This window comes from Nocardia sp. BMG51109, assembly GCF_000526215.1.
Classification (GTDB): domain Bacteria; phylum Actinomycetota; class Actinomycetes; order Mycobacteriales; family Mycobacteriaceae; genus Nocardia.
This window is the reverse complement of sequence record NZ_JAFQ01000004.1, coordinates 3042479-3054839: the sequence shown is the minus strand read 5'-3', so window position 1 is coordinate 3054839 and position 12361 is coordinate 3042479. Positions and strand designations below refer to the sequence as shown.

At 67.5% G+C, this 12361-nt stretch carries 14 protein-coding genes; 11 read left to right on the top strand and 3 right to left on the bottom strand.

The window, feature by feature from the left end:
* The first annotated feature begins 75 nt into the window (after window positions 1-75).
* Window positions 76-669 (top strand): TetR/AcrR family transcriptional regulator, encoded by a 594-nt coding sequence (locus D892_RS0115435; RefSeq protein WP_024802102.1) that lies wholly within the window; start codon window positions 76-78, stop codon window positions 667-669.
* Between the two features lie 21 nt (window positions 670-690).
* On the opposite strand, the gene D892_RS0115430 is transcribed toward D892_RS0115435, so the two are convergent.
* The 3 genes from D892_RS0115430 to D892_RS0115420 all read right to left on the bottom strand — a co-directional run bounded on the left by D892_RS0115430 (window position 691) and on the right by D892_RS0115420 (window position 2677).
* A complete protein-coding gene (locus tag D892_RS0115430; protein ID WP_024802101.1) occupies window positions 691-1131 on the bottom strand; it encodes an SRPBCC family protein in 441 nt (146 codons plus the stop codon).
* Between the two features lie 122 nt (window positions 1132-1253).
* Window positions 1254-1733 carry an SRPBCC family protein gene (locus tag D892_RS0115425; RefSeq protein WP_024802100.1) on the bottom strand — a complete coding sequence of 160 codons (480 nt, stop codon included), beginning with the start codon at window positions 1731-1733 and terminating at the stop codon, window positions 1254-1256.
* A gap of 14 nt (window positions 1734-1747) precedes the next feature.
* Window positions 1748-2677 (bottom strand): oxygenase MpaB family protein, encoded by a 930-nt coding sequence (locus tag D892_RS0115420; protein WP_024802099.1) that lies wholly within the window; start codon window positions 2675-2677, stop codon window positions 1748-1750.
* A 443-nt stretch (window positions 2678-3120) separates the two neighbouring features.
* On the opposite strand from D892_RS0115420, the gene D892_RS0115415 reads away from it, so the two are divergent.
* The 10 genes from D892_RS0115415 to D892_RS0115370 all read left to right on the top strand — a co-directional run bounded on the left by D892_RS0115415 (window position 3121) and on the right by D892_RS0115370 (window position 12357).
* Entirely contained in the window at window positions 3121-3345 is a 225-nt protein-coding gene (locus D892_RS0115415) for a hypothetical protein (protein ID WP_024802098.1), read from the top strand.
* Window positions 3333-3533: a hypothetical protein gene (locus D892_RS0115410; protein ID WP_024802097.1), complete on the top strand. Its 201-nt coding sequence runs from the start codon at window positions 3333-3335 to the stop codon at window positions 3531-3533. Before D892_RS0115415 ends, D892_RS0115410 begins: the two co-directional genes overlap by 13 nt.
* Before the next feature lie 115 nt (window positions 3534-3648).
* The gene (locus D892_RS0115405; RefSeq protein WP_036568896.1) at window positions 3649-4467 is read left to right on the top strand and encodes an ABC transporter permease; all 819 of its coding nucleotides are present in this window, start codon (window positions 3649-3651) and stop codon (window positions 4465-4467) included.
* 1 nt (window position 4468) lies between these two features.
* Window positions 4469-5335, top strand: a complete 867-nt coding sequence (locus D892_RS0115400) for an ABC transporter permease (RefSeq protein WP_024802095.1) — start codon at window positions 4469-4471, stop codon at window positions 5333-5335.
* A 10-nt stretch (window positions 5336-5345) separates the two neighbouring features.
* Window positions 5346-6791 carry an MlaD family protein gene (locus D892_RS0115395; protein ID WP_024802094.1) on the top strand — a complete coding sequence of 482 codons (1446 nt, stop codon included), beginning with the start codon at window positions 5346-5348 and terminating at the stop codon, window positions 6789-6791.
* The gene (locus D892_RS0115390; protein ID WP_024802093.1) at window positions 6788-7810 is read left to right on the top strand and encodes an MlaD family protein; all 1023 of its coding nucleotides are present in this window, start codon (window positions 6788-6790) and stop codon (window positions 7808-7810) included. The genes D892_RS0115395 and D892_RS0115390 overlap by 4 nt, the downstream gene beginning before the upstream one ends.
* On the top strand, window positions 7810-8832 hold the full coding sequence (locus D892_RS0115385) for an MlaD family protein (RefSeq protein WP_024802092.1): 1023 nt from the start codon (window positions 7810-7812) through the stop codon (window positions 8830-8832). The genes D892_RS0115390 and D892_RS0115385 overlap by 1 nt, the downstream gene beginning before the upstream one ends.
* Window positions 8832-9935, top strand: a complete 1104-nt coding sequence (locus D892_RS0115380) for an MCE family protein (RefSeq protein ID WP_024802091.1) — start codon at window positions 8832-8834, stop codon at window positions 9933-9935. Before D892_RS0115385 ends, D892_RS0115380 begins: the two co-directional genes overlap by 1 nt.
* On the top strand, window positions 9932-11182 hold the full coding sequence (locus tag D892_RS0115375; protein ID WP_084161084.1) for an MCE family protein: 1251 nt from the start codon (window positions 9932-9934) through the stop codon (window positions 11180-11182). Before D892_RS0115380 ends, D892_RS0115375 begins: the two co-directional genes overlap by 4 nt.
* Window positions 11179-12357 carry an MCE family protein gene (locus tag D892_RS0115370; RefSeq protein WP_024802089.1) on the top strand — a complete coding sequence of 393 codons (1179 nt, stop codon included), beginning with the start codon at window positions 11179-11181 and terminating at the stop codon, window positions 12355-12357. Before D892_RS0115375 ends, D892_RS0115370 begins: the two co-directional genes overlap by 4 nt.
* Window positions 12358-12361: the final 4 nt, after the last annotated feature.

The following is a 12361-nucleotide window of genomic DNA, read 5'->3' as shown; positions in this document are numbered from 1 at the left end:
GGTTAATCGCCAATAACTGGAATTTAAGATAACCTTCATTAACTGAGTTGTCCACACTCGGCGAGAGGAGGCGCGTTGACCAGCAGCGACCCGGCCGCGCCCACGCGCCGCGAGCAGCTGAAGGCGAAGCGCCGACAGCAGCTACTGGACGCCGGTGCCCGGCTGATCGCCGACCGTGGCTTCCCCGGCGTCCGGCTGGACGACCTGGGCGCCGCCGCCGGGATCAGCGGCCCCGCGGTGTATCGCCACTTCCCCAACAAGGAGGCGGTACTGGTCGAATTGCTGGTCGGCGTCAGCCGACGGCTGCTCGAGGGCGGCAGAGCGGTTGTGGCACAGTCCGATTCACCGCGGGAGGCACTCTCGCGGCTGATCGAGTTCCATCTCGACTTCGCCCTCGGCGAGCCCGAACTCATCCGCATCCAGGACCGCGATCTGGAGAACCTGCCCGAGGCGGCCAGGCGTCAGGTGCGCCGCACCCAGCGGCAGTACGTCGAACTCTGGGTCACCGTCCTACGCGAGCTGCATCCCGGCCTCGCCGAACCGGCCGCCCGCGTCCGCGCCCACGCCACCTTCGGCCTGATCAACTCCACGCCGCACAGCGCCTCCGCGACCCTGGCCGGCCGAGCCCGCCCCATCCTGCGCGAAATGGCACTCGCCGCGCTCACGTGACCCGGTGCGGCCCAGGGCCTTTCACTTGCGCAGTTCACGGGCCGCGGTGGCGAGCACCGAACGGATGCCGAGCACCACGAGCGGGGCCAGCGCCATCGTGTACATGTCATCGAAGAACGGTGCGGCGACGCCGAATTGGGCATGCCAGCGCACCCGGGTGCCGTCCTCCACCTCGTCGAAGGACAACCGCCCGTCCTGAGAATGCAAGGGCGGGAAGGCGGTGAGCCTCCGGTAGCCCAGCGTCCGGGGCGGGTCGTATTCCACGATCTCCTCGGTGACCCGCAGCAGCGGTGTCACGATCAGCCGGACCGCCCCGACACCGTGTTCGGCGACGTTCCCGGGACGCACCAGGGTGACCCGCCGAACCCAGATCGCCCGTTGAAAATTCGTGGCATCGGTGAGCCAGTCGAATACGTCGTCGACGGGCGCCTGGATGGTGCGTTCCAGGTCCACCGTGCGCATCGGTACTCCGTTCGGGCTGCGGGGATTACGAGACTCGACGCAGCTTACGGTCCGGATCCCGGGTCGAGACAGCGCATCGGTGGGAACCGATGCGATTTCGATACCGCCGCGCAGCATACCGGCTATACCAGGTCAGCCGACCGAATCGGGGCCCGGCGACGCGGCGGACCGAGTTCCCGCGCGGCCGTGTGCAATACCACCCGGAACCCCCCGGCGATGATCGGCGCGTAGAGGGCCGTGAACATCCTCGACAACACCGGCGACGCGATCTCGTACTCGGTGCGCCAGCGCACCCGGGTGCCGCGGGGCACCTGGGTGCAGGCGATGAAACCGTCCCGATGCCGCAGGGGCGGAACGGATTCCACGATCCGGTACCGCATCAGCATCGGCGGCCGGTACTCCAGGATCTGCTCGGTCAGCCGCAACAGCGGCGTGACCACGACGCGCACCGCGCCCTCCCCGTGTGCCGCACAGTCGCCGGGCCGCACCAGGATCACCCGGCGCACCACGGGAACGCGCTGGTAGTTGGTGGCGTCGGTGAGCCAGTCGAACACCTCGCCCGCAGGCGCCCGGATGGTGGTCTCGATATCCACGGTGCGCATGGCGAACTCCGAAATCAGATGAGCGCCTTGTGCTTACGCAGGCGGCGCCGCACGTCCCGCATCATGGACTTGGTGCCGAAGAAGCGGATGAACTTGGGAATGAACCGGTTGACGAATCCCACGAAGACGAACAGGTGCTCGAACCGGCGCTGGTCGGCGGCGGTCCACTCGATGCCCATCTGCTGCCGGAAGTACGGCGGCAGGTAGCCGGCCGTCAGGAACCGCAGCAGGCCGCCGAACAGAATGCGGAAGTACCAGGCGATCATTCGCAGATGCAGCAGGTCGTCGATGTAGGCGCCGACCTTCTCGTCCACCACGATCCGCCGGCACGCCTCGTTCCAGAACTCGTCGAACTCGGCGCGGGTGCTCGGCCACATGTCCTCGGGCACCTGCAAAGTGGTACCGAGCGTCGAGGAGGTCTGGTAGAAGTGCTCGGCCTGCTCCGGATTCATCTTGCCGTGCAACAGCTGATAGGAATCCTCGAAGCCGATGTAGAGGCAGGCCGCCACCCACAGCTGCAGATCGCGGTCGAAGGCGTTGTACTTCACCGGTGCGCCCGGGGCGGAGCGAACCTGGCGATGCGCCACGTTCACCGCCTCGCGGAACGACTTCTTCTCCTCCGGGCTGCCGAGGATCGCCACGGCCAGGTAGGACGCCGTCGTGCGCAACCGCTTCCACGGATGCACCATCAGCGCACCGGATTCGACCGTGGAGTCCGCGACGCCGTGACCCACGCCGGGCCGGGCCATCTGCATGGCCACATTCGCCGCGGCGCCGGAGAACTGCCAGAAGTCCAGCGCGTCCTGTAACCGCGGCGGCCGCTTGGTTGCGGGCCGGTGCGTGGCAGAGATGTGGATGCGGGTCTGCTCGGTGGTCAGCGGCGGCAGCGGCGGCACTGTCGCGGTCGTGGTGGACGTGGGCGTGGTGGACGCTGTCGTGGTCATACGAGTCCTTTCCCGGTACCTCTGGCGCGCCGGAACACCGGAACCACCCGGCGCCGCCGCTATGTTACTAGATATTCTCACCTATCAGGTTGATTATTCATGGAGAATACTCAGGTTATCGAGCTACTTGGCGTAGAGATGTACTCAGAGGTTCCGAGTATACCTGATTGAACCACCGGACCGGACGGGGCGCGGGGCGACGGCCGCACAGACCGAGCACCCCAGCACGTCAAGGGCGATTCATATCAAAGAATCATAAGTAACTTACCAAGATCACAAGTGCCTGCGCGCACCACGTACTACATCGTTCTACATATGACTATGCAGCACGAGAAGTTCCGACGAGCTGTTCCATTATCGAGAATCTCGAGTAACATAACGAGCCGCGGCCACCGACGCCCGACGGGGACAGTGGCGCAGCCACGCGAAAGGACCACGCCACCATGCTCAAACGGTTGGACCGGTTGCTCAGTTACGAGATGAAGGTCTCGGAGTTCCTCGGCACGCTGATCATCCTGGGTATCCCGTACGGCATCGCCGGGGTCGTCTGGACCCTCACGCACACTTCGCATCTGAAGAATCTGCACGGCATCGACGTCGTGATCTCGTTCCTCGGCTCCGTCGTGTGCTGGCCGGTGCTCACCTTCTCGAATGTGTGTATGACCTGATGATGGCGCTGGTATGGCTCATCGACATCCTGGTGATCGGCGTCAAGATCCTCGGTGGGCGGATGGAAGTGAATCCCGTTCTGCGCCTGGGCCTCTGGCTCGCGGTGCTGTCCGTCCTGACGGCCGGCGTCGCGGTGCTCGGCGTGCTGCTGGTGTTGTTGCACCACTGGCTGACGAGCCTGCCGTGACGAGGCGGTACGGAGAAAGGACCGATGCCCGGTGACCTCGACCGAGACCGAGACCGAGACCGAGAAAGCGGCCCGGCGACCGGTCGAGCCCTGGAAGGAACACGACGAGGGCGAGCTGCAGCGGATCACCGGCCTCGCGAGCGGCCTGTGGCAGCGGCACCCGCAGCGATCGCTGGAGACGCTGGGGCGCCAGGTCACGCTGGGGCGTGCGGCCATCGTGCAGTTGTTCGTCTCGCTGGTGCGGCGGAAGTTCCCGTATCAGGAGTTCATCAGGCAGTGCGCGTTCATGGCGAATGTGTCCGCCGCGCCAACGGTTTTCGTCGCCATACCGATCGCGGTGGTGGTGTCCATCCAGGTCGGCGCGCTGGTGAACCAGGTCGGCGCGACGACGTTCATCGGCGCGGTGGCCGGGCTGGGCATCATCCGGCAGGGCGCGCCGCTGGTGTCGGCGCTGATGATCGCCGGGGCGGTGGGCTCGGCGATCACCGCCGATCTCGGCTCGCGCACCATCCGGGAGGAGATCGACGCCATGATGGTGATGGGCGTCGACCCGGTGCGCCGGCTCGTGGCGCCCCGGCTGGCCGCCGCGGTGCTGGTGAGCGTGCTGCTGTGCGGCTTCGTCGTCTTCGTCGGCTTCGCCACCGCCTACATGTTCAACGTCTACGCGCAGTCCGGCACGCCGGGCTCGTTCATCGGCTCGTTCGCGTCCTTCGCGGTCGCCCACGACCTGATCATCGCGCTGGCCAAGGCCGCCATCTTCGGGGTGCTGACCTCGATCATCGCCTGCGACGTCGGGCTGCACACCCGCGGCGGCCCGGCCGGCGTGGCCAACTCCGTGAACTCCGCGGTGGTCACCTCCGCGCTGATGTTGTTCGCCACCAACATCATTCTCACCCAGCTGTCGAATACCCTCTTCCCCGCAAAGGTGGTCTGAGATGGCCGGCTCCTCCTACATCCCGCCCGCGGTCCGGCCGCTGCGTGCCGCCGGCACCGCGGCGCTGGCGCCCGTGCACGCCAATCAGCGGCTCGGCCATCAGGCCATCACCTTCTTCCAGGCGCTGGTGGCAATTCCGTTCGCGCTCGAGCACTATCGCAAAGAGGTGGCCCGGCTCGTCGCCGACGTCAGCTGGGGCAACGGGTCGCTGATCGTCGGCGGCGGCACCGTCGGCGTGGTGCTCGTGCTGTGCTCCTTCGGCGGAATCATCGTCGGGATGGAGTCGTTCACCGCGCTGAACCTGCTCACCATGGGCCCGCTCACCGGCGCCATCTCCGGCTTCGCCACCACCCGGGAGCTCGGGCCGATCCTGGCCACCCTGGCATTCGCGATCCAGTCCGGCTGCCGGTTCACCGCGCAGCTGGGTTCGATGCGGATCTCGGAGGAGGTCGACGCGCTGGAGTCGTGCGCGATCCGCCCGCTGCCCTACCTGGTCAGCACCCGGATGTTCGCCGCGACCGTGACCATCGTCCCGCTGTACACCGTCGGGCTGGCGGCGGCCTACCTGACCACCAAGGTCACCGTCCTGTTCCTCGGCGGCACCACCGCCGGCACCTACGACCACTACTTCTTCCAGTTCCTGCTCGGGCCGGACGTGTTCTACTCGCTGCTCAAGGTGGTGGTGTTCACGCTGCTGGCGACGTTCATCCAGTGCTACTACGGCTACATCGCCACCGGCGGCCCGGAGGGTGTCGGCGCGGCGGCCGGCCGCGCGATCAAGATGGTCATCGTCGTGATGGTGTTCGCCAATCTGTTTCTGACACTGGCCATTTGGGGCATCGACCCCGGATTCCGGATCTCGGGCTAGGGGGCCTTTCGTGATACTCGATCCCAGTGGCCGCGGCGCCACCGCCCGCCAGCTCACCCTCGCGGGCCTGGCCGTGCTGTTGACCATCGCCGGGCTGCTGTATCTGCTGGCGCTGCGCTATACCGGCCACTTCACCGAGAAGGTCCCGGTGACGGCCGCGCTCACCAGTACCGGCGACGGCCTGCCCACCCGGGCCGACGTCAAGTTCCGGGGCATGGTCGTCGGCACGGTCGATGCCGTCGAGATGGTGGCCGCGGGTGAGCGGCAGCGCGCCGAGATCGCGCTGAAACCCGGTATCGCCGAGACGATTCCGGCCAACGTCACCGCCCGGGTCATCCCGAACAATCTGTTCGGCGTGACCGCGATCGAGCTGGTCGACAACGGGAAGGCGACCGGCACACTGCGCGCCGGGTCGACGATCCAGGAGGACACCGGGCCCGCGACGGTCCAGCTGCAGACGACCCTGAACGTCCTGCGCAACGTGCTGAACAACATTCAGCCCGAGAAGCTCGGCCGGGTGCTGGCCACGCTGTCGGCGGCGCTCGAGCCCGGGGCGCGGGTGCCCGGCTCCACGGTCGAGCGGCTGGACAACTGGCTCACCCAGATACACGGCATACCCGAGATCGGCGATCTGCTCGGCAATCTGGGCCGGGCGGCCACGGCGCTGAGCCAGTCCGCGCCGGAATTGGTCGGCGTGCTGTCGGATTCGGTGACCACCGCCCGCACGCTCACCGAGCACCGCACGAATCTCGTTGCGCTGCTGACGAATGCCGGCGGCGCTGTCGATTCGGTCAACTCGGTGTTCGCCCGCAATCCCGACTCCGGCAAGCTGCTCGTCGGCGGCCTCGACGATCTGTTCGGCGGCCTGGCCCGCGACCCGCAGGCGCTGCCGTTCGCCGCCGAGAACCTCAATACCGCACTGCAACGGCTGAAGACGACGTTCCGGTGGGGACCCAGACAGCAGATGATCTGGGCGATGGACGCCTCGTTCACCCCGTTCCAGCAGTACACGGCGGCCGACTGCCCGCAGTACGGCGAACTGCGCGGACCGCGCTGCGGCGGGCCGAGCGTGCCGGCCGTCGCGCCGCCACAGGACTATCCGCCGCAGATGCAGCCCCGGTGGCTCGACGCGGCGGGCCCGCAACCCGCACCGGCTCCCGCGCCGACTCCGCAACCGGGTGCCCTGGGCATCCCGGGAACACCGGGCGCCCCGCTGCTGCCCGGCATACCCGGGCTGCCCCCGATTCCGGGGATTACCGCACCGGCGGCGAACCGCTCCCCCGCACCGGATTCCACCGCTCCCGGCGTCCACCCGGCGGCGCTGCGCGGGCCCGACGCCGTCGCGGCGATCGTCGGCGGCCGCCCGAACATGGCCCAACTGCTGCTGCTGGGACCGGCGCTCGCGGGCGGCTCGGTGACCGTATCGACCATGCCGGAAGGAGATGCGACACCATGAAATCCGGTAAGGCGCTGATAGGTTTCAGCCTCTTCGCGGTGATCGCGATCGTCCTCACCTACACCATCTACTCCACCCTGCAACGCTCGGTTTCCGGTGATACCGAACGCTATTCGGCCGTATTCTCGGACGTGCTCGGACTGCGCATCGGCGACGACGTGCGCGCGGCGGGCGTGCGCGTCGGCCGGGTCGACAAGATCGACTTCGCCGACGGCTACCGGGCCCGTGTCGATTTCAGCATCGGGACGGAACAGCACCTGACCACCGGCACGAAGGCCATGGTGCGCTACCAGAATCTGATCGGGCAGCGCTATATCGCCCTCGGTCCGGGCGACGACCCCGGCCTGCCGCTGCCGGCCGGTGGGCAGATCCCGATCGAGCACACCGAGGCGTCGTTCGACGTGTCGGCGCTGCTGTCCGGGTTCGAGCCGCTGTTCAGCGTGCTGCAACCGGATCAGGTGAACTCGCTGTCGGAGACGCTGGTGCAGGCCCTGCAGGGCAACGACGTGTCGCTCGCCCACCTGATCACCCAGGCGGCGGAGCTGGCCGGCACCTTCGGTCAGCGCGACCGGATCCTCGGCGACGTGCTGTCCAATCTCAGCAGCGTCATCTCCGGCCTCAGCAATCGCAGCAACGAGCTGGAAACTCTGATCACCCAGACACATTCGCTGATGGACGGGCTCTACGCCCAGGGCGAGGCGCTGAAGTCCTCGGTCGATCAGGTCGCCACCACCACCAACGGCCTGGTCGACCTGGTCCAGCAGGTGAAGCCGGGAATGGCGCAGGCACAGGACCAGGCCACCACGGGAATCCAGCTGCTGCTGCTCAACGGGGCGTCGCTGGATCAGTCGGCGGTGGAGCTGCCGAACATCCTCAACCGGGTCGCCGCCTTCTCGAGTTACGGCACCTACGGCAACGCCCTGTTCTGCAGCCTGGACGTCTCGCTGTGGGGGATCCTGCTGCCACCGGGGTTGTTCTCCCAGGTCGGCGGCAACTCGCATTCGGAGGTGTGCCGCTGATGCCCGCGATCCGACTCCCGAAGGCCCTGGGGTTCCTGCGCAACCGGTATCTCCGGCTCGGCCTGCTGGCCGCGGGGACCGTCCTCGTCCTGCTCGCCGGGTCCAGCCTGCTGACCCAGGCGCGGTGGGAGGACAAGACGATTCGGGCCGAGTTCGCTCAGGCGGCCGGCCTGCGTGCCGGCGCCACCGTCGACGTGTCCGGCATCGAGGTGGGCACCGTGCGCGCCGTCCGGCTGGCGGGCGACAGGGTGATCGCCGACCTGAAGGTGCGCCGGGATCTGCGGCTGGGCCCCGACGCGCGGGCGGCCGTCAAGATCTCCACGATCCTCGGCCGCCTGCACGTCGATCTGGTACCGGGCAACGGTCAGGGACTGCCGGACAACACGATTCGTCTCGATCACACCAGCGTCCCGTACAACCTCGGCAAGGTCATCCAGGACCCGCAGTACAAGCAGTCGTTCGACCGCGTCGAGCAGATCGACCCGCAACGCCTGCGGCTGGCCCTGGACGCCATGAACACCCAGATGGGCGACTCCCCGCAGCTGGCGGTGCAGGCGCTCGACAGCATCGGCTCGCTGGCCAAGGTGATCAACGATCGCCGCGGCGAGGTCGACACGCTGTTGAAGGGCATGGATCAGGTCTCGCAGCTGGTGTCGGACAACCAGAACAGCGTGCTGATGCTGCTGACCCGCGGCGAGGCCATCGGCGACGCGGTGCAGAAGCGGCAGGAACTGCTGCGGCAGCTACTGGACAACGTGGCCGCGCTGTCGAAGCTGCTGCAAGACATGGGTGTGGAGAACAACGATCAGCTCGGCCCGATGATCACGGACCTGAACACCATGTCGGAGGGGCTGGCCAAGAACAAGGAGAACCTGGACCGGCTCTACGAGATCATGCCGGTGACGTTGCGGCAGTTCAACAACGTACTGGGCAACGGCCCCTACGGCGAGGTCTACGTGCCGTGGGGGTTGTTCCCGGACAACTGGATCTGCTTCGCGCAGGTCGTACAGGGGTGCAAGTGATGAGGATCCGCACACTCGCCAAGGTCGCCGCGCTCTGCCTGATCGCCGCGCTCGGGTCGAGCTGCTCGCTGCTGCCGGGCTCGCTGGGCTCGACGGCGGATCAGTATCTCGGCGAAAATCTGCGCATCAGCGCCGATTTCGAGAATACGGCCGGCCTGTACGCCGGCAACGAGGTGGACGTGCTGGGCGTTCCGGTCGGCCGGGTCGAGACGATCGAGGCCAAGGGCAGCTACGTGCAGGTGACGATGCTGCTGGACAAGGGCGTTCAGGTGCCGGCCGAGGCGATGGCCGCGCTGGTGAATCCGCAGCTGATCACCAATCGGCACATCGAACTGTCGCCCGCCTACACCGGTACCGGCCCGGCGATGACCGACGGCACGCATATTCCGTTGCCGCGCACCAGAACTCCGGTGGAGCTCGACCGGATCCTGGAGACGTTCGACCAGATCGGCGCGACGCTGAAGGGCGACAACGAGACCGGGCCGATGGCCAGCCGGGTGCTGTTCCCGCTGCTGAACGGCAACGGCGACCGGCTGCGCGAAACCCTCGACGCGCTCTCCGGCGCGTTCGAGACCACGTTCGCCAACAAGGACCAGATCTCCAACACCATCATCAAGCTCAACGAGATCACCCAGGTCATCGCCCAGAACGACCAGACGGTACGCGATTTCAGCGGCCGGCTGACCGAACTGGTGAACCTGATGGGCGAGCAGGCGCCGGGCCTGCAGGCGGTGCTGACCCAGCTCAACGATTTCGTCACGAACACCTCCGCTGTGGTCGGGCAGAACAAGGACCAGCTGGCCGGCGCGCTGAACCGATTCGTCGCGATCAGCGACCAGATGCGCGCCAACGCACGCAATCTCACCGAGATCGTCGACGTCGGTCCGCTGATGTTCCAGAACCTGGCCAATGCCACCAGCTACGAACATCAGGCCCTGCGCCTGCACGGCCTGCTGGACAAGTCGGTCCTGGACGGCGAGGCGCTGTCGATGTTCTGCGAACGCGTCGCGATGCGCCTGGACGGCTGCCGCACCGGCAAGATCGCCGATATGGGTCCCGATTTCGGGCTCACCGCCGCACTCCTGGGGATCAGCGGACAATGACGAAGTCTTATCGCAGAAAGTCTTATCGCAGAACGATTGTCGCGGCGGCGGTCGCGGCGGTGACGGCCGGCGCCACCGGCGGCTGCGCGGTGACGGTGGAGAACCTGCCGATGCCCAAACCCGGCATCGGCGCTCCCGGCTACACCATCCACGCCTCCTTCCGCGACGCGCTCAATCTGCCCGACCACGCCCATGTCCGGATCGGCGGCACCGATATCGGAACCGTCACCGGCATCACGTCGACGAATTTCATCGCCGACGTGGAAATGCTGATCCGCCAGGATATTCCGCTACCCCGCGGGACGACCGCCGAACTGCGCCAAGCCACCCCGCTCGGCGACATGTCCGTGGCGATGACACTGCCGGCGACCCCGGAGGCGGGCCCGCCGCTGCGCGACGGCGACACCATCGGCATCGACCACACCGGCACCGCGGCCTCCGTGGAACAGCTGATGATGTCGGTGTCCATGCTGATCAACGGCGGCGGCATCAACCAGGCCGCGCAGCTCACCTCGCAGATGAACTTGATGTTCGCCGGGCGCGGGCCGCAGCTGTCGCACCTGCTGACCGAGATGACCTCGGTCATCGAGGCGCTGAACAAGCGCACCGGCGACATCGACGCCACGCTACAGGGGCTGAACACGCTGTCCGGCGAATTGGCCCGGCGCAAGGCGGAACTCGGCGCCGCGGCCGACACCTTCCCGCAGTTGCTCGGCCTGGTCAACGAGAACAACCAGCGCATCGTGGAGCTGACGACGAAGGTGTCGACGACCATGGCCGCGCTGGGCGATTTCACCGACACCAGCGGACCGCAGTTCCTCAACCTGTTCGACAGCATCCGGAAACTCATGTCGGGCTTCACCGAGATGGGCGACAACCTCACGCAGGCGCTGGGCAACCTGCACGAGATGTACCCCGGCGTCATGGCCAGCCTGCGCGGACCGGGGCTGGCGGTGATGGCCCGGGTGTCGTATCTGAGCGTCGGCGCGCTGACCGACCCGACCGGCAGCCGGTGGCCCGAGATCGGTGACGTGCCGGCCTTCATCGGCAGCCTGGTCCAGGTCTTCGAGAGGGTCTTCGGGCGGGTCATCAGCCCGCCGCGGCCGATGCCGGCCGCGCCACCGGCCCCACCCGGCGCTCCGGCGGTGGCGGAGATACCGGGCATCACCGTTCCGGCCGGTCCCCAGCCGGACGACGCCCACCCGGAACCGGCTCCGTCGGACACCACGCAGGACGGTGAGCGGTGAACATCCCCCTGTGGCACTGGGTGGTTCGGCACCGCGTCGCCATCGCCAACATCGGCCTGGTGATCGTGCTGGTCATCGGTACCGGTTACCTCGCGCGATACGTGTTGCGGTTCAACCCGATTCCGCACACCTTCCGCGTCACCGTGGAACTGCCCACGTCGGGCGGACTGCTGCCCGACAACGACGTCACCTTCCGCGGCACCCGCGTCGGCAAGGTCGCCGACGTCCGGGTCTCGGGGGACGGCATCGCCGCGATCGCCGAAATCGAGGACGACGCAAGGATTCCCGTCGGTGGAACGGCCCATGTCGGGCGGCTCTCGGCGGCGGGTGAGCAGTATCTCGACCTCCGGCCGGACGCCGACACCGGCCCCTACCTGTCCGACGGCGCGGTCGTCGACCGCTCGCGCACCAGCGTGCCGATCCCGGTGCAGAACGTGCTGGCCGATCTCAGCGGGTTCATCGGCGGCATGAACCCGGACCGGCTCGACGTCATCATCGATGAGCTCGACAAGGCGCTGGCCGGCGGACCGGATGGGTTGCGCAACATGATCTCCGGCATCAGCCGGGCCATGGCGGGCCTGACCGATCTGCTGCCGCAGACCGAGCAGCTGATCGCGAACCTGGAGGTGATCGCCGAGACCACCTCGCACGCCCAGCCGGACCTCGGCACCGTCACCGCCGCCGGCAGCACGCTGTTCCAGCAGGCCACCGCGGCCGATCAGGAGGTCCGGCGTTTCCTCGACCAGGGCCCCGGGCAGCTTGCCACGCTCGGCGGCGTCATCGCCGACAACCAGGACCCGATGACCGATCTGGTCACCAACTTCGTCGCCATCACCAAGGCCGCGAAGCTCCGCCAGCCGGCGATCGAGGCGCTGTTTCCCTCGCTGCGCCAAGGCATTCAGGCGCTCGGGGTGCCCGCACACGACGGCGCCTACCACACCCTCGCCGACTTCTATCCGCGGCCGTCCTGCGAGTACGACACCATCCCGGTGACGCCCAACAAGGAGGACACCGACACCCGGATGCGGCTGTACAACTACTGCGTCACTGCCGATCCGGCGCTGCAGGTCCGGGGTTCGGCGAACGCGCCGCGCCCGGCCGTCCCCGACAACGGCTCCGGACCGCCGCCCGGCGTCACCGGTAACGAACTGTCCCAGCCGATTCCCGGCAATTAGGAGC

Excerpts from the sequence above, each read along its gene's own strand:
- D892_RS0115400 (WP_024802095.1), top strand. The coding sequence starts at position 4,469 with ATGGCCGGCTCCTCCTACATCCCGCCCGCGGTCCGGCCGCTGCGTGCC.
- D892_RS0115420 (WP_024802099.1), bottom strand. The coding sequence starts at position 2,677 with ATGACCACGACAGCGTCCACCACGCCCACGTCCACCACGACCGCGACA.
- D892_RS0115415 (WP_024802098.1), top strand. The coding sequence starts at position 3,121 with ATGCTCAAACGGTTGGACCGGTTGCTCAGTTACGAGATGAAGGTCTCG.
- D892_RS0115385 (WP_024802092.1), top strand. The coding sequence starts at position 7,810 with ATGCCCGCGATCCGACTCCCGAAGGCCCTGGGGTTCCTGCGCAACCGG.
- D892_RS0115430 (WP_024802101.1), bottom strand. The coding sequence starts at position 1,131 with ATGCGCACGGTGGACCTGGAACGCACCATCCAGGCGCCCGTCGACGAC.
- D892_RS0115375 (WP_084161084.1), top strand. The coding sequence starts at position 9,932 with ATGACGAAGTCTTATCGCAGAAAGTCTTATCGCAGAACGATTGTCGCG.
- D892_RS0115380 (WP_024802091.1), top strand. The coding sequence starts at position 8,832 with ATGAGGATCCGCACACTCGCCAAGGTCGCCGCGCTCTGCCTGATCGCC.
- D892_RS0115390 (WP_024802093.1), top strand. The coding sequence starts at position 6,788 with ATGAAATCCGGTAAGGCGCTGATAGGTTTCAGCCTCTTCGCGGTGATC.
- D892_RS0115425 (WP_024802100.1), bottom strand. The coding sequence starts at position 1,733 with ATGCGCACCGTGGATATCGAGACCACCATCCGGGCGCCTGCGGGCGAG.